The sequence below is a fragment of the Streptomyces sp. NPDC127117 genome, assembly GCF_042677325.1.
GTDB lineage: Bacteria > Actinomycetota > Actinomycetes > Streptomycetales > Streptomycetaceae > Streptomyces.
On record NZ_JBHXTM010000004.1, the window covers coordinates 1 to 18184 of the forward strand.

Sequence of the window (18184 nt, forward strand, 5' to 3'; positions counted from 1 at the left end):
CTCAAGGAACGGACGCTTCCTTTGTACTCACCCGCAGAACACTCTCTGGGGCTTTCCTCCGGGCTTTTCCCTTCGGTCTTGCGTTTCCGACTCTACCAGACTCTTTCGTGTCTGATTCCCGGTCGAAGCGGGTCTCGCTTTCGCTTTCCAGTTCTTCGCTTTCGCGTTTCCCTTTCCAGCGGTTCCAACCTTACCAGACTCTTTTTCGTTCCGTTTCCGGTTCGAATTTGAATTCCGGTGACCGTTGGAGTGGTCTTTGCCTTTCGGCTGATTCGACTTTATCAGAAAGATTCGGCCGAAAAATCGGCTTCGCGATCCGAAGTAAGGGAATCGATGGCTCCGCGGAAATTCAATTCCCGGCGAGAGCGAAGTAGAGACTAACTGCTGGGCTCGGACTTGTCCAGTCCGAGGCAACCGTTAAAATCTACCTCCCCGTGACGGCCATGTCAATGGCTTTTTTGGGGCGAGCAGGAGACTAGCAGGTCAGCGGGGTCGTCTGCACATCAGGCGGCCACTGGGAGTTCGGCGCTTCGTTCCGTGGGGTCGACGTCACCGCCGTCCCCGGCTCGCGCTGCCCGGCCGCCCAGGATGTAGACGTAGGCGAGGAAGACCGCCTCGGCCACGATGCCGATGGTGATGCGCCCCCAGGTCGGTAGGCCGGAGGGGGTGACGAAGCCTTCGATCAGGCCTGAGACGAACAGGACCAGGGCGAGGCCGATGGCCATGCCGATCGCGGCCCGACCCTGCTGGGCGAGGGCCGAGCGTCTGCTCATCGGGCCCGGGTCGATGACCGTCCAGCCGAGACGCAGGCCCGTACCCGCGGCGACGAAGACGGCGGTGAGTTCGAGCAGGCCGTGCGGGAGGATCAGTCCCAGAAAGGTGTCGAGCCGGCCGGCCGAGGACATCAGGCCGATGCCGACCCCGAGGTTGAGCACGTTGATGAACAGGATCCAGATCACCGGGACGCAGAGGAACGCTCCCAGGACCAGGCACATGGCTGCGGCCTGGGCGTTGTTCGTCCATACCTGGGCGGCGAACGATGCGGCCGGGTGGCTGGAGTAGTACGTCTCGTACTCCCCGCCCGGGCTGGTCATGCGGCGGAGGTCCTCCGGGGCCGCGATGGCCGACTGGACCTCCGGATGCGTGCCGATCCACCAGCCTATGACTGCGGCAAGCAATGTGGAGAGCACCGCGGTGGGTATCCACCAGTGCCTGGAGCGGTAGACGGCGGCAGGGAATCCCGCGGTGAGAAAGCGGGTGGCGTCGCGCCAGGAGGCTCGGCGGGTGCCGGTGACCGTGGCTCGGGCGCGGGCCACGAGCTGCGTGAGCCGTGCCGTGAGCATCGGGTCCGGGGTACTGGACTGGAGGAGCGAGAGATGGGTGGCCGTGCGCTGGTAGAGCTCGACAAGTTCGTCGGCTTCTGTGCCGGTGAGCCGGCGCCCTCGGTGCAGGAGATGGTCCAGGCGGTCCCACTCTGCGCGGTGGGCGGTCACGAAGACATCGAGATCCATGGTCGGCTGCTGCTCCAGGCATGGGTGCGTACGGGTTCGTACTACGGCGGCGCGCTGCCGGTCAGCTTGGCAGACTGAGGCCCCGGGGGGCAGGGATGGTCGGCGAAGGGTGGGGCGGCGATGAGTGAGCTCGTGACCGGGGACGCGGTCGTGTTGGGGCTGCGGCCGGCGAAATTGCCGAGCCGGGCGCTGGCACTGGCGATCGATCTTGCCGTGGTGGGGGCGGCGTTCGTCCTGGTGTCGATCGGGCTGGCCGTCGCGACGGCGTCGCTGGACGACGCGGCGCTCGCGGCGGTGTCCGTGGCGGCGTTCCTGCTGGTGCTGGTGGGCGGGCCCATCGCGGTGGAGACGCTCAGCCATGGGCGTTCGCTGGGGAAGCTGGCGTGCGGGCTGCGGGTGGTGCGGGACGACGGGGGGCCGATCCGGTTCCGGCACGCGCTGGTGCGTGGAGCCATGGGGGTCGTCGAGATTCTGATGACGTTCGGGGTTGTCGCGTGTATCGCCTCGCTGGTGTCGGCGCGGGGGCGACGGCTCGGTGATGTGTTCGCGGGGACGCTCGTCGTACGGGAGCGGGTGCCCGCGGGGCGGGCGGCTGCCGTGCCGCCTCCGCCGCCGTGGCTCGTCGGGCGGTTCGCCGGGCTGGATCTGTCGGCGGTGCCGGAGTCTCTGTGGCTGGCGGTACGGCAGTACCTGACCCGTATGCATCAGCTCGATGCGCAGGTGGGGTGGTCGATGGCGGAGCGGCTGGCCGGGGAGTTGGCGGAGCGGACCGGAGTTCCGGTACCGGAGGGGGTGCCGGCCGGGGCGTATCTGGCGGCGGTGGTGAACGAGCGGCAGGCGCGGGATGCGCGGCGGGTGTTCGTCGCCGCCCAGGACGCGGCTGCGCGTGATGGGCGTGGTGGGCGTGGTGGGCGTGGTGGTTTCGAGGGGCAGGCGAGCCGGCCCGGGAGTGGGGTTGTGGTGAGTGGGACGGGGCCTTCGACTTCGGAAGGGGCTGGTGGGGTTGGTGCGTCTGTGCCGGCTGCGGGGGCCGAGGGGGGGCGGGTGCCGCCCTCGGCCACGGGGTTCGCGCCGCCCGCCTAGAGCGACGAGGGCGGGGATTCCAGGTCTTCGAGCTCGATGCCGGGGGCAGAGACGACCACGTCGCCCGCGATGTGAACGGTGTGCTGCTCACCGGTGTCCAGCGCGCTGACCTGGTATTCGTCCACGATCAGAGGGCCGTTGTCAGTGGTGTGCGCTTCACTGTTCACCAGGGCCCAGGACTGGTCGACGGTGCGGGGGGCGAGGACCGGGTCCGTGAAGGCGACCAGGCGGACGCGGGTCGCGGGGGAATCGGGGGTGAGGCGCAGCAGTCGTGCGGTCGCGATGAGGAACGCGGGGGAAGTGCCGGTGAAGGCGTGGGCGCGCACATTGCCTTCGGTGGCATGAGCTCCGGTCGGGTCGGTACGGACCCAGGTGACGCCTTCGAGGGCGGCGCCGCGGACCTGCCAGCTCGCGGCGTGGAGTTCGAGGCGGATGGGGCGGCCGAGCTCGTCGAGGGTGAGGTCGACGGAGCCGAGGTGGTCACCGGAAGGGGCGGTGGTCCTGGAAAGGTAGCGCCAGCCTGAAGGGCCTGGTGCGCATTGGAAGTGTTCTTCGCCGAGGGGGGTGTGATCGTGAAGATCGTGGAGCGAATATCGGCCGCGGGGCATGGGGTCCTTCGGGGTTCCTCGGGCTGAGCGGGCGGCGCTGTACGGGGCAGGCCCCCGACACGGGGGTGCGGGGGCCTGCGCTCGTAGCTGCTGCTGAGGCTGTTCCGTCTGTCAGCGGCCGGTCGTCACTGACCGGTGGTGATGTGCGCGGTCGCCGACGGGCGGGATCAGTAGCGGTAGTGGTCGGGCTTGTACGGGCCGTCGACCTCGACACCGATGTACGCGGCCTGCTCGGGGCGGAGCGTCGTGAGCTTCACGCCGAGCGCGTCGAGGTGGAGACGGGCGACCTTCTCGTCCAGGTGCTTGGGCAGCACGTAGACATCGGTCGGGTACTCCTCGGGCTTGGTGAACAGCTCGATCTGGGCCAGGGTCTGGTCCGCGAACGAGTTGGACATGACGAACGAGGGGTGGCCGGTGGCGTTGCCCAGGTTCAGCAGGCGGCCCTCGGACAGCACGATGAGGACCTTGCCGTCGGGGAACGTCCAGGTGTGGACCTGCGGCTTGACCTCGTCCTTGACGATGCCGTCGATCTGCGCCAGGCCGGCCATGTCGATCTCGTTGTCGAAGTGGCCGATGTTCCCGACGATGGCCTGGTGCTTCATCTTGGCCATGTCGGCGGCCATGATGATGTCCTTGTTGCCCGTCGTGGTGACGAAGATGTCGGCCTGGCCGACGACGTCGTCGAGCGTGGCGACCTGGTAGCCGTCCATCGCCGCCTGCAGGGCGCAGATCGGGTCGATCTCCGTGACGATGACCCGGGCGCCCTGGCCGCGCAGGGACTCCGCGCAGCCCTTGCCCACGTCGCCGTAGCCGCAGACGACGGCGGTCTTGCCGCCGATCAGGACGTCCGTGGCGCGGTTGATGCCGTCGATCAACGAGTGGCGGCAGCCGTACTTGTTGTCGAACTTGGACTTGGTGACGGCGTCGTTGACGTTGATCGCCGGGAAGAGGAGGGTGCCGTCGCGGTGCATCTCGTACAGCCGGTGCACACCGGTCGTGGTCTCCTCGGTGACGCCGCGGATCTCGGACGCCAGCTGGGTCCACTTCTGCGGGGACTCGCCGAGGGTGCGGTTCAGCAGGGTGAGGATGTGGGCGTACTCCTCGCTGTCCGCGGTCGACGGGTCCGGGGCGGCGCCGGCCTTCTCGAACTCGACGCCCTTGTGGACGAGGAGGGTGGCGTCACCACCGTCGTCGAGAATCATGTTCGGGCCGCCGGTGGGGGTGTTCGGCCAGGTCAGGGCCTGCTCCGTGCACCACCAGTACTCCTCCAGCGTCTCGCCCTTCCAGGCGAAGACCGGGACGCCCGCGGGGGCTTCCGGGGTGCCGTTCGGTCCGACGGCGATGGCCGCGGCGGCGTGGTCCTGGGTGGAGAAGATGTTGCAGGAGGCCCAGCGGACCTCGGCGCCGAGGGCGACGAGAGTCTCGATCAGCACGGCCGTCTGCACGGTCATGTGCAGCGAGCCGGTGATGCGGGCGCCGGCCAGCGGCTGCGTCGCGGCGTACTCCTTGCGGATCGACATCAGGCCGGGCATCTCGTGCTCGGCGAGGGTGATCTCCTTGCGGCCGAACGCCGCGAGGGAGAGGTCGGCGACCTTGAAGTCCTGTCGGTTGGCGACCGTCGTCATAACGGGCTGCTCCTCGTAGATGGGTCGAGGTGGGGCACGGATGGCTCTGCGGCGGCGGGCACACGAATGCCCGGGCGCTCGCAGCGCAGTCCGTCGGAGGCCCTCTCTCCCTCGGCCGGTCCGCGCATGCGGACCGATCGACCGCCATCAGCAGCGACGTCTGACACTGCCGTCGAATCTACACCGATCGGCCCAGTCGCTCCCAGTCCGCCCCGGGACGGAAAGTGTCCGGGAGGGCGTACCGGGGGCGGGCTGGAGGCCGGATCGAGAGGGTTCGGAAGGGGGCAGCGAGGTGCCGGAAGGGCCCGGAGGCGGGGTTCGGGAAGGGGCTGGAGGGCGTATGGGCAGGTGGAGGGTGGGGCGGGGTGGGGCGGGCGGTGAGGCGGCCGGGTGGAGAGGGCCGCCGGGGTCAGTGGCCGGATTTCTTCATGGCGTCCGGGGTTTCGTCTCCGGGGCCCTCGGGGGCGCCGCCCGGGGCCTTGCCCGGGTTGATGCCGGCCGCGGCGGCTGCCTCGCTGTAGATGTCCGGTTCCAGGTAGATGACCCTGGCGATCGGGACCGCCTCGCGGATCCGGCTCTCGGCGGCGTTGATGGCGTTGGCGACCTCGGTGGCCGTGTCGTCGTGCTGCACCGCGATCTTGGCGGCGACGAGCAGTTCCTCCGGGCCGAGGTGGAGCGTACGCATGTGGATGACGCGAGTGACCGTGTCGCCGTCGACGAGTGCGGCCTTGATCTTCTCGACCTGGTCGGTGCCGGCGGCCTCGCCGAGCAGGAGGGACTTCGTCTCGGCGGCGAGCACGATCGCGATGACGATCAGCAGGACGCCGATGCAGAGGGTTCCGATGCCGTCCCAGACGCCGTTGCCGGTCGCGAGGGCCAGGCCGACGCCCCCGAGGGCGAGCACCAGGCCGATCAGTGCGCCGAGGTCCTCCAGCAGGACGACGGGAAGCTCGGGGGCCTTCGCCCGGCGGACGAACTCCTTCCAGGAGAGCGAACCGCGGGTCTGGTTGGACTCCTTGATCGCCGTACGGAAGGAGAAGCCCTCGGCGATGATCGCGAAGACCAACACACCGACCGGCCAGTACCAGGCCTCGATCTCGTGCGGGTGCTTGATCTTCTCGTAGCCCTCGTACACCGCGAACATGCCACCGACCGAGAAGAGGACGATGGAGACGAGGAACGCGTAGATGTAGCGCTCGCGGCCGTAGCCGAAGGGGTGCTGGGGGGTGGCCTCGCGCTGGGCCTTCTTGCCGCCGAGCAGCAGCAGGCCCTGGTTGCCCGAGTCGGCGACCGAGTGGACGCTCTCCGCGAGCATCGACGACGAGCCACTGAACAGGAACGCCACGAATTTGGCCACTGCGATCGCGAGGTTGGCGCCGAGTGCCGCCACGATCGCCTTGGTTCCGCCTGACGCACTCATGGGTGCCTGGTGTCCCTTCTTCGGTGCTGCGGCCCTGGCGCCGCGGTACGGCCGGACATTGTTGCAGTCGCTGGTGCGGACGGTACGTCAGACCACCACTGTGGCGCGGAACAGAGTGCCCGTACCGGACACTTCGACCTTTTCGCCGGAGGGTACGAACACGGAGGCACCGGGGATGAGGCCGAATTCGCCCGCCTTCGGGGTTCCTCCGGTGCAGAGCAGGATCTGCGGGGCCTCCCTGGTCAGGTCGACCGGGGCGGCGCCGGGCGAGAGGTCGAAGCGGGAGAGCCGGAATTCGTCCACGGGTGTTTCGTACAGCTCCTCGCCGGTCGGCGAGGCCTCGGGGCGCAGGACGCCGGGGTCGGTCGCCTCGAAGCGGACGATGCGGAGCAGTTCGGGTACGTCGATGTGCTTGGGCGTGAGTCCGCAGCGCAGCACGTTGTCCGAGTTGGCCATGATCTCCACGCCGAGGCCGTCGAGGTAGGCGTGCGGGACGCCCGCGCCGAGGAACAGGGCCTCGCCGGGCTGGAGTTCGACGTAGTTCAGCAGCATCGCCGCGATGACGCCGGGGTCGCCGGGGAAGTGGTGGGCGATCCGGGCGTACGGGGCGTGGGCTCCGCCGAGGCGTTCGGCGGCGGCCGCGGCCAGCTTCACCGTTTCGGCCATCTCCTCGGGGTCGGCGCCGAGGATCGCGGTGAGGACCTCGCGCAGGGCGGCCTCTTCGGGATGGGCGCCGAGGAGGTCGACGTACGGCTTGAGGGAGTCGACGCCGAGCGCCGCCATCGCCTCGGCCGCCTCGGTGGGCCGGCGGAAGCCGCACAGGCCGGCGAAGGGGGTGAGCGCGCAGATCAGCTCGGGCTTGTGGTTGGCGTCCTTGTACGTGCGGTGGGGCGCGTCGATCGGGACGGACCGGCGCTCCTCGTCCTCGTAACCCCGCTCGGCCTGCGCGAGGTCGGGGTGGACCTGGAGGGAGAGCGGGGCTCCGGCGGCGAGCAGTTTGAGGAGGAAGGGGAGGCGGGGGCCGAACTTCTCGACGGTGGCCCGGCCGAGTTCGCGCTCGGGGTCGGCGGCGATGACGTCGGTGAGGGGTTGTTCGGGGGTGGGCTCGCCGGGGCCGGTGCTGCTGGTGGAGCTGATGTCGGGGCTGGTGTTGGTGTTGGGGCTGGTTATGCGGGTGAGGAGGGAGGGGGCGCCGGGGTGGGCGCCCATCCACATCTCGGCCTGGGGTTCGCCGGTGGGGGCGATGCCGAGCAGTTCGGGGATGGCGGTGGTGGAGCCCCAGGCGTAAGGGCGCACGGTGTTGGAGAGCCGGTCCATGGTGTTCGTCCTTGTGAGATGCGTGGATCGGGGGTGCGGTGCTCTGGTGCGGTGGTCTGGCTTGCGGCTCTGGGGGGCCGGGCCTTGGGTGACGGGGCCCTTGGTGGCAAAGCCCTGGTGGCGGGGCCTTGGTCAGGCGTCGGTTGCCGACGCCAGGGCCAGGTAGACGGCGGCGAAGTCGGTGACCGCGAGCAGTTCGGCGAGGGCTTCGAGCTCGGTGCCCTCGTCCGGTTCGAGTTCGCTGATCGCCGTGTCGTGGCCGAGGGCCAGTTCGCGGGCGGCGGGGGCCGCGCTCAGGCCGCCGGTGGGACGGTCGCGGAGCAGTACGACGCGGGCGTGCAGCGGGTCGGGCTCGTCGACCCGGTCGCGGAAGAAGTCGTCCGGGTCGGCCCCGGCCGCGAATGTGCCCGCCAGCATCGCGCCGTGCGCGGGCAGCGCCTCGGGCAGTTCGGCGGCGAGGGCCGGGCGGCCGGACAGCTCGGCCAGGACGGCGGCGAACCTGCGGCCGACGGGGGCGGCGGCTTCGCCCTCGGTCCAGATCAGGGGCAGGCTGTCGGCGAGTTCGGCCGCGAGGGTCTTGGCCGGGTTGCTGTACGTGGCGATGGCCGGACCGCAGCGTTCCGCGGTGCGGTCCAGGCGGTCGGCGACGCTCTGGAGCGCCTCGGCGGGGGCGGTGAGCAGGCCGACCCGGTCGAGCAGTGCGAGCAGCGGGGTGAACAGGGCCCAGAGCGTGCCGGGTCCTGCGGCCGATGTCTCGGCGTCGTACTCGCCGTGCGGGGCGGAGGCCATCGGTACGACGAGTCCGTGCGCCCCGTCGATCGCCTCCCGCAGCGGTGACTGGCGGGGGGTGACGGCTACGACGCTGCAGCCTCGGCGGTACGCCTGTTCGGCGAGGAGGGCGAGGCCCGGCTCGGAGCCGTCGGCCGTGACGATCAGCAGCAGGTCGACGGAGCCGGCCCAGCCGGGCAGGGTCCAGCGCATCGCGCCCGCGGCGGGGGCGACCCCGGTGGGGTGGATGCGGGTGACGGGTGCGGAGGCGCCGGCCAGGGCGGTGATCAGGTCGGCGACGCCGGATGCGGCGGTGCCGGAGCCTGCGACCAGTACGGCGCGGGGGCGGCCCTCCGGGTTCAGTTCGGCGATGCCCGCCTCGGCGGCGTGCCGGGCGGCGGTACGGACCCGGGCCCCGGCCTCGGCGGCGCCGCGGAGCAGGCCGCGGCGGTCGGCTCGGGCCAGGGCTTCCGGGGCGTCGAGCAGCGACTCGTCGAGCATGGGGACGGTCCTCCGATCACCGTGCGGGATGCGGGGCGGTGGGGCGGTGGGCGTTTCGCACCGTGCGCCGTTACGCGGGGTAGCGGACGTTTGCGCGTGCGTCGTTACGCGGGGCGGCGGGCCTCGTCGACGAGGAGGACGGGGATGCCGTCCCGTACCGGGTAGGCCAGGGCGCAGTCCTTGCCGGTGCAGACCAGTTCGGGGGTGTCGGCCGCCGACTGGTCTTCGAGCGGGGAGTGGCAGGCCGGGCAGGCGAGGATCTCCAGGAGGCCGGCTTCGAGCGGCATGGGGTGGGTCCCTTCGAGCTATGGATCAGGCGACGTCAGCCTACCGCCGGGGGGCGGGGTGGGCCCGGGGGGTCTGAGGGAGGTGGTGTTGTTGGTGTTGGGGCGGGGGTGAGGGTGCGGGTGGGTGCGGTGCGGGTGGGTGTGGGGTGCGGGTGGGTGCGGTGCGGGTGGGTGTGGGGTGCGCCTGCGGCGGGCTGTCCCCTACCCGCCCCTTCCCGTAACCGGGGCGCTGCCCCGGACCCCGCTCCTCAAGCGCCGGAGGGGCTGGAACACGGGGCGGAGCAAGCGGAGAAGTTGGACGCGGCAGGGCTGGAAGTCGAACGCGAGGCTGGGAACGCCGGAGAAGCGGAGAGGCTGGGAAGTCGCGGAAGCTTGGAGCAGAGGCGGGGAGGGGAGAGCGGGGGCTGGAGGTGGGAGCCGGGCGGAGGCGGGCTGGGCAGGGTCGGGCCAGGCGGAGGCAGCCCCGGGGCTCCGCCCCGAACCCCGGTCCTCAAACGCCGGACAGGCTGGAAGCGGAACCAGGAGCAGAGCCGCTGGGACCGTAGGCTCAGCCGCCGAAGCCAGCACCGGACGCGCAGCCACCGGAAGCCGGCACCGGACACACAACCGCCAAGAACCAGCACCGGACGCGCAGCCACCGGAAGCCGGCACCGGACACGCAACCGCCAAGAACCAGCACCGGACGCGCAGCCACCGGAAGCCGGCACCGGACGCGCAACTGTCGGGAGCCAGGTGCGGGGTGCGCGGGGTGGGCGCTGGGGTCGGAGGTGGAGTCGGCAGGGTAGGGGGCGGGGTTGGGTGAGACGAATCCGGCTGTGGTGTTCGGTCAGTTCGGTGCGTTCGGTGTGCGGATCATCGTCAGGACCTCGTCGCGTACGGATGCCATCGTCTGTTCGTCGCGGGCTTCCACGTTCAGGCGTAGCAAGGGCTCCGTGTTGGAGGCCCGGAGGTTGAACCACCAGTGGGGGGTTGTGACCGTCAGGCCGTCCAGGTCGTCGGTCGTGACTCCGGGGCGGGTCTCGAAGGATGCTCGTACCGCCGCCGTGCGGGCCTTCTGGTCGGCGACGGTGGAGTTGATCTCGCCGGAGCCGGCGTAGCGGTCGTACTGGGCGACCAGTTCGGAGAGGGGGGCCCGGCCGCCTCCCAGCGCGGCCAGCACGTGGAGTGCGGCCAGCATGCCCGTGTCGGCGTTCCAGAAGTCGCGGAAGTAGTAGTGCGCGGAGTGTTCGCCGCCGAAGATCGCGCCGTGCTCGGCCATCTCCGCCTTGATGAAGGAGTGGCCCACACGGGTACGGACCGGGGTGCCGCCGTTCTCGCGGACGACCTCGGGGACCGAGAGGGACGTGATCAGGTTGTGGATGACGGTGCCCTTGCCGCCGTTGCGGGCGAGTTCCCGGGCGGCGACCAGGGCCGTGATCGCGGACGGCGAGACGCCCTCGCCCCGCTCGTCGACGACGAAGCAGCGGTCCGCGTCGCCGTCGAAGGCGAGGCCGAGGTCGGCACCCTCGGCCACGACCCGGGCCTGGAGGTCGACGAGGTTCTTCGGGTCGAGGGGGTTGGCCTCGTGGTTGGGGAACGTGCCGTCGAGTTCGAAGTACATCGGTACGAGGTCGACGGGCAGGTCCGCGAAGACGGTGGGGACGGTGTGACCGCCCATGCCGTTGCCCGCGTCGACGACGACCTTCAGGGGCCGGATGGCCGTGAGGTCGACCAGGGACAGCAGGTGGGCCGCGTAGTCGGCGAGCGTGTCGCGCCCGGTGACGGTGCCGGGGGCGGCGACCGGCCGCGGGGCACCGGTCTCGGACCACTTCTCGACCAGAGCTCGGATCTCCAGGAGTCCGGTGTCCTGGCCCACGGGTGCGGCGCCCGCCCGGCAGAGCTTGATGCCGTTGTACTGCGCCGGGTTGTGCGACGCCGTGAACATCGCGCCGGGCAGGCCCAGGCTGCCCGAGGCGAAGTACAGCTGGTCGGTCGAGCACAGGCCGATGAGTGTGACGTCCGCGCCGCGTGCCGCTGCCCCGCGCGCGAAGGCTTCCGAGAGGGCGGGCGAGGAGGGCCGCATGTCGTGGCCGATCACGATCGCGTCCGCGGCCGTCACCTCGACGAACGCCGCCCCGAACTGCTCGGCCAGGGATTCGTCCCACTGGTCGGGCACCACTCCGCGCACGTCGTACGCCTTCACGATCTGCGACAGATCAGCAGCCACGGGCCGGTCCTCCTGAAATTTCTTCGGACCGCCCAAACTACCCGGCGGCGACTCGGGCGAGCCGTCGGGCGGGGGCGTACTCGGTGCTCAGGAGTCCGGTGAGCGCAGCACCCGCAGATGGCCGCGGCGTGCGACCTCCATCGGATCGGCCGCGTGCGGACCGCTGCCCCGGCCGTCCGTGCCTCGGTCCTGCGGCCGCGCCGCTTCCCGTACGGCATTGGCGAGCGCTTCGAGATCGTCGCCGCTGGGGCGGGTGGGGGCGGAGGGGTCGGAGAGCCGGACGACCTCCCAGCCGCGTGGCGCCGTCAGCCGCTCACTGTGCTCGGCGCAGAGGTCGTAGCAGTGGGGCTCGGCGTAGGTGGCGAGCGGGCCGAGGACCGCAGTCGAGTCGGCATAGACGTACGTCAGTGTCGCGACGGCAGGGCGGCCGCACGCGGTGCGCGAACAGCGACGTACAGGGCTCACGATGTTGGACGGTACCGCACTCTTGAGCGGGCTGCGACGACTCTCCCTCAGCTCACCCCACCGTGTCGCCCCGTGTCCGCCGGTACGAACGTGTTCCGGACACTCCGTCTGACCTGCGAGAGGACGGAGAAGTCCGGATCGTACCGGCAACGAATCCGGTCACCACTCGGTACAAAAGCTGTCATACAGCAGGAGATCAACGGTCAGGATCGGGGCCTGAAACGTGCCCCTGGTTGGCCGGATTGTTCAGGATTGGACATGTCGATGCCTTATCGGGGAGCGGCGATCCGTCCGCCCCGCCGAGGGTTACGCTGCGTCAGTGATGGACAGTCCCGTACCGCCGCACCCGTCCGAGCCGCGCCCACGCCGTCGTGACCGTCATGGCCGCGGCATGCGCGGGCCCGTCGCCCCGCCCCAGGTGCCGCTCTCGGCCAGCCGGGCGGAGAACTTCCGTGATCTCGTGCAGGACTCCGTGGAGCGGCTGGAGCGGCGCTGGCCGCAGCTGACCGAGGTCGACTTCGTGGTGCTCGATGTGCCGGGTACGCAGGAGGAGACCGTTCCGCTCGGGCGGGCGGTCTCCGCGGAGAAGGGCCGGCCCGCGCAGATCGTGGTCTACCGGCGGCCCGTCGAGATCCGTACCAAGAACCGCGACGAGCGCGCCCTGCTGGTGCACGAGGTCGTGGTGGAGCAGGTCGCGGAGTTGCTCGGGCTCGCCCCGGAGTCCGTGGACCCCCGGTACGGGCAGGAGTAGCGGGAGCAGGCCGCAGACGCACGGGCGGGGTCCGGTGTTCCGGTCCCCGCCCGTACCGTGGCGTCTCGGGCCGCTCAGTCGTCGAGGACCGAAAGGTCCTGTTCGGCTGCGGGCACCTCGACCGTTCCGTTGTCGTCCGACAGGGTCTGCACGGTGAACATCTGGATGCCGCCCTGTGTGACGGTGAGCGTGCGCGAGGCGTGGACCGGGCCGCCCGACTCCGTCTCGACCGTCAGGGCGTAGCCGCCCTTGAGCCCGGACGGTACGGGCGGGGTGACCGCCAGCGTCGTACCGCCCTTGACCGTGTATTTCTTGACGGTCTGTTCGCCGCCTCCGCTGCCCGCCGACGCCGTGACCTTCACCGTGGCGGTGGCCCCCGGCGCGGCGAGCGAGAGGACCGAGCCCTTGTCCCGGTTGTCGGCCACGGTCGCCCGCGCGCCCACCGGGCCGGTCGCCGGGATGTAGCCGACCTCCTGCTTGTCGCCGGTGCCGCGGACCACGCGCAGTGCGGCGACCACCGGGGTGTCCTTCTTGCCCTTGGCCGGGGTCAGCAGCAGGGAGCCGGCTTCGCCCTTGGTGATGTCCTTCAGGTCGACGCCCGCGGTCATCCGGGACTTGACGTGCAGCTGGTCCTGCCCGACGGGCGAGAACGAGCCGGTCTTGCCCATGAGTTTCACCGTCAGGTCGGCGTCGGCGTCGCCCGGCGCGAAGGCCACGAGACGGACCGAGGTGGCGTCCGCGGGGATGCCGGGGAGCACCAGGGTGCCCGTCGGGGTGGTGGAGGCCGCCAGCCAGTCGCTGCCGGTCTTCTCGTCCGCGGTCCTGATGACCGCGCCGACACGTCCGGTACGGGTGGTGACGTGGACGGTCACGTCCTCGGTGACCTCGCTGGTGAGCGTGGAGATCAGGACCGGGACGCTGGACCGGGCCGGCACCGTGATGCCCTCGCCGACATCGGACTTGAGCGAGCCGTCGGGGCCGTACAGCTCGATGTCGGCGACGGCTGCGGTGTCGTCCGGATTGGTCAGGTGTACGTAGTCCTCGCGGGACTTCGCTGTGCTCGCGGCCGGGAACCAGAAGTCGGTGTCGGGAACGGTGCAGCTGACGCCGAGCAGGCCGCGGGCGCTGCCGGCCTCGACCATGGTGGTCTGCTGGGTGGTCCAGCCGGGGGCCAGCCGGCCGGTGGCGGTGCCGACCAGGGCGGGGGTGTCGGCGCCGGACTCCTCGGCCGTGGCCGGTTTGCCGGGCTCCTTGAGCGAGACGACCGGCTTTCCGGGATCCGCCTTCTTCCCGCCCTTGTCGTCCTTCTTCTTGCCCTTCTCGTCCTTCTTCTCGCCGTCGGCCGTGGTGGCGGTGGCCTTCTGCAGTTCGGCCGTGCCGGCCTCGCCGCCGCTGCCGCCGCCCGCCGGGGTGAAGGAGGTGTAGGTCGTCTCCGCGAGTTCCGAGAGACCGGGGGCCGGGCAGAGCAGGCTGGACCGTTCCACCGGCAGCCGTGCGGCGGTCTTCGCCTCCGCCGTGTCCCCGTCGCCGGGCGCGGTGAGCGCGGCGAATCCGGTGACTGCGGCGAGGGCGACGGCGCCCGCGATGAGGGACAGGCTGGTGGACTTCACTCGGACTCGCCTCGCGATGCGTTACCGGTCGGCCACGGGTTCTGGCCCGGGGCGGGGTTCTCGTCGGGGTTCTGCGGGTCGTACGGGGCCTGCTGCCCGTAATGGGCCTGGGGGTCGTACGGCGCCTGGGACTGCGCCTGCGCCTGCGCCTGTGCCTGGGGGTCGTACTGCTGCTGGGACTGCGCCTGCGCCTGTGCCTGGGGGTCGTACGGCTGCTGGGCGTAGCCGTACGGGTCGTAGGCGTTCTGCTGGTACGGGTCGGCGGCGAGGTGGTCCTGCTGCGTGCCGTACTGGCCGTCCTGGTACTGGCCGCCCTGGTACTGCTCTCCCTGGTACTGGCCGTCCTGGTACTGCTGATAGCCGGTGTCTTGATACTGCTGGGCGTCCCAGTCGCCGTACTGCTGCTGCGGCACCGCCGCGTACTGGCCGTCGTCGGCCTGCGGTGCGAAGGCGGCCCGGCCGTCGTCGGCCTGGTGCGGCTGCTGCTCGGGGATCTGCTGGTCCGGGGCCTGCTGGGTGGGGTCGTACTCCCCCGCCTGCTGCGACGGGTCGTACTCCCCCGTCTCCCGAGCCGGATCGTACTTCGGCGTCTGCTGCGACGGGATGTACTGCCCCGGTGCCCCCGGTGCCCCCGGTGCCCCCGGTGCCCCCGGTGCCCCCGGTGCCCCCGGTGCCTCCGGTGCTCCCTCGGGCTGTTCGGACTCCGCGCCCGCCTCCGCTTCCGCCTGGGCGGCCGCGCGCAGCCTGCGGGCCCGGCGGCCCTCGCCGGCGACCGGCTCCGCGGGGACCGTCACGACCTCCTCGGGAAGGTCGTCGTCGATCTCCCGGCGGCGGCCGGGCAGCGCGAGGACCAGCAGGACGACGGCCAGCGCCGACTGTGCCCAGATCCAGGCGGTGTGGGTGAACGGGGTGTCGTACGTGAGGTCCAGCGTGCCGCCCTCGGCGGGGAGTTCGAAGCCCTGGGCCCAGCCGTCGACGGTCTTGCGGGTCAGCGCCCGGCCGTCGAGCGTGGCCTGCCAGCCGGGGTCGGCGGCGTCCGCGATCCGCAGCACGCGGCCGGCGCCGCCCGCCGGAATCCTGGTGTGCGCCTCGACGGGGAGGGAGCCGACGGGCAGCGGTTCCCCGTCGGCGCCGGACGGCATGATCATGACGCGGGCGACCTGGCGGTCCACCCGCCACAGCGCGCTGCCGTCGAGCTGGCTGAGCCGGCTGAGCCCCGGGGTCGCGTCGAGGACCCGGCTCATCTGCTTCGGGGCGCCGTCGCGGACCAGTACGTAACGGATCGCGAAGCCGCTGAGCTGGCTGCCCTGGTCGGCTCCGGAGCCCGCGACCAGGTTGGCGACGACCTTGTCGAGGTGGCTGTTGCTGCCGCCCGCCTCGGTCAGTTCGGCGTCGCCGAGCCTCGCGCCGGAGCCGCGTACCAGGCTGTACGAGACGCCGGCCGGCGAGGTGCCGCCGAGGACCAGGGTGCGCGGCTGGTCGCGGGTGGTGCTCTCCTCCGCCACGAACGCGGGCACCTGCACCGGGTCGCGGCGCTCCAGCGGGCCCGCCGCGCCGCCGATCATCCAGCCCACGGCGGCCAGCGCCGGGGCGAGCCCCGCGGCGAGGGCGATCAGCGCGGCGACCGGCTGCCGCCAGCCGAAGCTGAGTTCGGCGACGCGGATCCGGGCACCGTCCGCGCCGACCAGTGCGGCGGCGATCAGCGCGATGCCGTACACGAGGGTGGCGGGACCGGCCCAGCCCGAGCCGTTGGCGAGCGCGGCGAAGAACAGTGCCACGAGCGCGACCGCCCACGCGGTGCGTACCGCGAACTGCCGCTCTCCGCGCAGCAACGCGGCCAGCGCGGCGAGCACGATGCCGAGCAGCAGCACTCCGCCCGCGGCCTTGGGGCCGCCGGGGCTGATGCCGAGCAGGTCGAGCGCGGAGGCCGTGCCCGTACCGATGTCCAGGCCCGCCTCCTTCAGGAAGCCTGACGGGCTGGTGAGGAGCGAGAGCGACCAGGGCGCGAGGACGAGCAGCGGGGTGCCGATCGCGGCGAGGAACCGGAGTCCGTACGCGGCGATGTCGTCGCGGCGCAGGGCCAGCACGCCGATGCCGAGGACCACGGCGAGCGGCCACACGATCGGCGTGAACGCCATCGCGAAGGTGAGGAGCAGGGTGTACACCCAGGTGGCTCGCCAGCTGCCGCGGGCGTCACCGGCGGCGCGCATGCCGTGCGCGGAGACGGCGGCGCGGGCGATCAGCGGGAGCAGCACGGCCAGGACGGCGGTGCCGAGGCGGCCGGTCGCCAGGGCGCCGGTCGCGGCGGGCAGGAAGGCGTACGCGACGCTCGCCCAGGCCCGCAGCAGCCTCGATTCCAGCAGCGGCCGGGAGACGAAGTAGGCAGTGAGTCCGGCGAGCGGGACCGAGCAGACCAGCAGGAGCGTGAGCGCGAAGCCGGTCGAGCCGAGGAACAGCGCGGACAGCGCCGAGAGCACGGCGAGGTAGGGCGGCGCGGTCTGCGTGCCGCCGGTGCCGACCGTGTGCCAGCCGTCCGCGTACTTGCTCCACAGGTCGGACACGTCGGCGGGCGCGGGCAGCAGTGCGCCGCCGGCCAGCGCCCCGCCGCCGAGGAGGCCGCGGCAGGCGACGAGCGAGACGAGGAGCAGTACGGCGAAGAGCACCGGGCCCGGCTTGCGGCCGATCCGCTTGAGCCGTGCGAACTGCTCGATCTCCAGGAAGTCGGCGTCGTCGCCGCCGGGTCCGGACTCCACGGCGCCGTGCCGGGAGCCGCCCGAGTCGGCGTCGGAGCTGCCGAAGTTCCCGGCTACCTGGTCCACGGTGGCGCGGACGGTGGCGCCGGGCGGCGGGAAGAGGCCGCGCAGTTCGGTCTGGTCCACGACGCCCTTGCCGCGGCTGCGCCGGGCCGCGAGGATCCGGCCGGGCCGCAGCAGGGTGCCGAAGAATCCGGCGACCTCGTCGAGTGCCTGGCCGGGCACCTTGCCGACGAGATAGGCGAGGGTGCGCAGCAGGGTACCGACGACCAGCCGGAGCATCACCCAGGGCAGTGCCTTGGCGCGGGCGTTGACCAGCATCGTGTAGACGGCGCCGGCCTTGTCGACGCGGTGCGGGGAGGCGACCGAGCGCCCCGCGCAGTCGATGGGGCGGCGCTCGCGGGCGGATGCCTCGGCGTGCCTGAGGACGGCGTCGGGGGCGACGAGCACCCGGTGTCCCGCGGTGTGCGCGCGCCAGCAGAGGTCGACGTCGTCACGCATCAGCGGGAGCCTGCGGTCGAACCCGCCCAGCTCCTCCCAGATGTCACGGCGGATCAGCATGCCGGCGGTGGAGACGGAGAGCACGGTACGGACCTGGTCGTGCTGGCCCTGGTCCTGTTCGCGCCGGTCGAGTCCGGTCCAGCGGCGTCCGCTGTTGGCGATGGAGACCCCGACCTCCAGCAGCTGCTTGCGGTCGTACCAGCCGCGGAGCTTGGGGCCGACGATCGCGGCGTGCGGGTCGGCGTCGACGACGCGCAGCAGTTCGGCGAGCGCGTCGGGCTCGGGTGCGCAGTCGTCGTGGAGCAGCCAGAGCCACTGCACCGGTTCGCCGTGCGGCAGTTCGGGCAGGTCGTAGGCGTCGTCGCGCCAGCTCCTGCTGACGGGATCCCAACTGCTGGGGCGCTTCAGGTACGGCAGGTCCTCGGGGGTGAGGACACCGGCCGTGCGGGTCGCCTCGTCGACGGCGGTGCCGAAGCTCGTACGGCGCGCGAGGTGCAGGACCCGTTCTGCGCCGAGCGCCTCGGTGACCAGTCGCGCGGAGTCGTCGGCGCTGCCGGTGTCGGCGGCGACGATGTTCTGTACGGGGCGTTCCTGCCCGAGCAGCCCGGCGAGCGCGTCGGGCAGCCAGCGTGCGCCGTCGTGGGAGACGAGCACGGCGGTGACGACATGCCGGGGGAACTCTGGGGTGGCGGCGGCCGCGTACGGCGCCGCCGATTGGCTGTGCACGGACATCGAGGTACGGGCCCTCCGGCCGGGTCCGGGGGGCGTCACCCCGGGG

Annotated in this window: 14 protein-coding genes; 3 read left to right on the forward strand and 11 right to left on the reverse strand. The window is 71.6% G+C overall.

Features of this window, described 5'->3' with window-relative positions; translation table 11 throughout:
• Positions 1-503 precede the first annotated feature (503 nt).
• Positions 504-1463 carry a stage II sporulation protein M gene (locus tag ACFVH0_RS05010; RefSeq protein ID WP_385818300.1) on the reverse strand — a complete coding sequence of 320 codons (960 nt, stop codon included), beginning with the start codon at positions 1461-1463 and terminating at the stop codon, positions 504-506.
• On the opposite strand from ACFVH0_RS05010, the gene ACFVH0_RS05015 reads away from it, so the two are divergent.
• Together ACFVH0_RS05015 and ACFVH0_RS05020 are read left to right on the forward strand one after the other, a co-directional pair.
• The gene (locus ACFVH0_RS05015; protein WP_385818317.1) at positions 1377-1589 is read left to right on the forward strand and encodes a hypothetical protein; all 213 of its coding nucleotides are present in this window, start codon (positions 1377-1379) and stop codon (positions 1587-1589) included. The two genes, ACFVH0_RS05010 and ACFVH0_RS05015, sit on opposite strands and share 87 nt — an antisense overlap.
• Positions 1590-1631: 42 nt before the next feature.
• Positions 1632-2594 carry an RDD family protein gene (locus tag ACFVH0_RS05020; RefSeq protein ID WP_385818076.1) on the forward strand — a complete coding sequence of 321 codons (963 nt, stop codon included), beginning with the start codon at positions 1632-1634 and terminating at the stop codon, positions 2592-2594.
• Here the strand turns inward: ACFVH0_RS05020 and ACFVH0_RS05025 are convergent.
• The 8 genes from ACFVH0_RS05025 to ACFVH0_RS05060 form a co-directional block, all read right to left on the reverse strand.
• Positions 2591-3202 (reverse strand): hypothetical protein, encoded by a 612-nt coding sequence (locus ACFVH0_RS05025; protein WP_385818077.1) that lies wholly within the window; start codon positions 3200-3202, stop codon positions 2591-2593. The two genes, ACFVH0_RS05020 and ACFVH0_RS05025, sit on opposite strands and share 4 nt — an antisense overlap.
• 167 nt (positions 3203-3369) lie before the next feature.
• On the reverse strand, positions 3370-4827 hold the full coding sequence (gene ahcY / locus ACFVH0_RS05030) for an adenosylhomocysteinase (protein ID WP_385818078.1): 1458 nt from the start codon (positions 4825-4827) through the stop codon (positions 3370-3372).
• A 409-nt stretch (positions 4828-5236) separates the two neighbouring features.
• Entirely contained in the window at positions 5237-6247 is a 1011-nt protein-coding gene (locus ACFVH0_RS05035; protein ID WP_385818079.1) for a cation diffusion facilitator family transporter, read from the reverse strand.
• An 87-nt stretch (positions 6248-6334) separates the two neighbouring features.
• A complete protein-coding gene (gene manA / locus ACFVH0_RS05040; protein WP_385818080.1) occupies positions 6335-7564 on the reverse strand; it encodes a mannose-6-phosphate isomerase, class I in 1230 nt (409 codons plus the stop codon).
• A gap of 132 nt (positions 7565-7696) precedes the next feature.
• On the reverse strand, positions 7697-8833 hold the full coding sequence (locus tag ACFVH0_RS05045) for an SIS domain-containing protein (protein WP_385818081.1): 1137 nt from the start codon (positions 8831-8833) through the stop codon (positions 7697-7699).
• A gap of 104 nt (positions 8834-8937) precedes the next feature.
• Positions 8938-9120, reverse strand: a complete 183-nt coding sequence (locus ACFVH0_RS05050; protein WP_385818082.1) for a Trm112 family protein — start codon at positions 9118-9120, stop codon at positions 8938-8940.
• A gap of 826 nt (positions 9121-9946) precedes the next feature.
• Entirely contained in the window at positions 9947-11326 is a 1380-nt protein-coding gene (locus ACFVH0_RS05055) for a phosphomannomutase/phosphoglucomutase (RefSeq protein ID WP_385818083.1), read from the reverse strand.
• An 87-nt stretch (positions 11327-11413) separates the two neighbouring features.
• Positions 11414-11791: a DUF3499 domain-containing protein gene (locus ACFVH0_RS05060; RefSeq protein WP_206433804.1), complete on the reverse strand. Its 378-nt coding sequence runs from the start codon at positions 11789-11791 to the stop codon at positions 11414-11416.
• A 322-nt stretch (positions 11792-12113) separates the two neighbouring features.
• On the opposite strand from ACFVH0_RS05060, the gene ACFVH0_RS05065 reads away from it, so the two are divergent.
• Positions 12114-12542: a metallopeptidase family protein gene (locus tag ACFVH0_RS05065; protein ID WP_385818084.1), complete on the forward strand. Its 429-nt coding sequence runs from the start codon at positions 12114-12116 to the stop codon at positions 12540-12542.
• Between the two features lie 74 nt (positions 12543-12616).
• Here ACFVH0_RS05065 and ACFVH0_RS05070 read toward each other — a convergent pair whose 3' ends face one another.
• Complete coding sequence (locus ACFVH0_RS05070; RefSeq protein WP_385818085.1) at positions 12617-14152, reverse strand: DUF5719 family protein; 1536 nt, start codon at positions 14150-14152, stop codon at positions 12617-12619.
• Positions 14149-18138 (reverse strand): glycosyltransferase, encoded by a 3990-nt coding sequence (locus ACFVH0_RS05075; protein WP_385818086.1) that lies wholly within the window; start codon positions 18136-18138, stop codon positions 14149-14151. The genes ACFVH0_RS05070 and ACFVH0_RS05075 overlap by 4 nt, the downstream gene beginning before the upstream one ends.
• Positions 18139-18184: the final 46 nt, after the last annotated feature.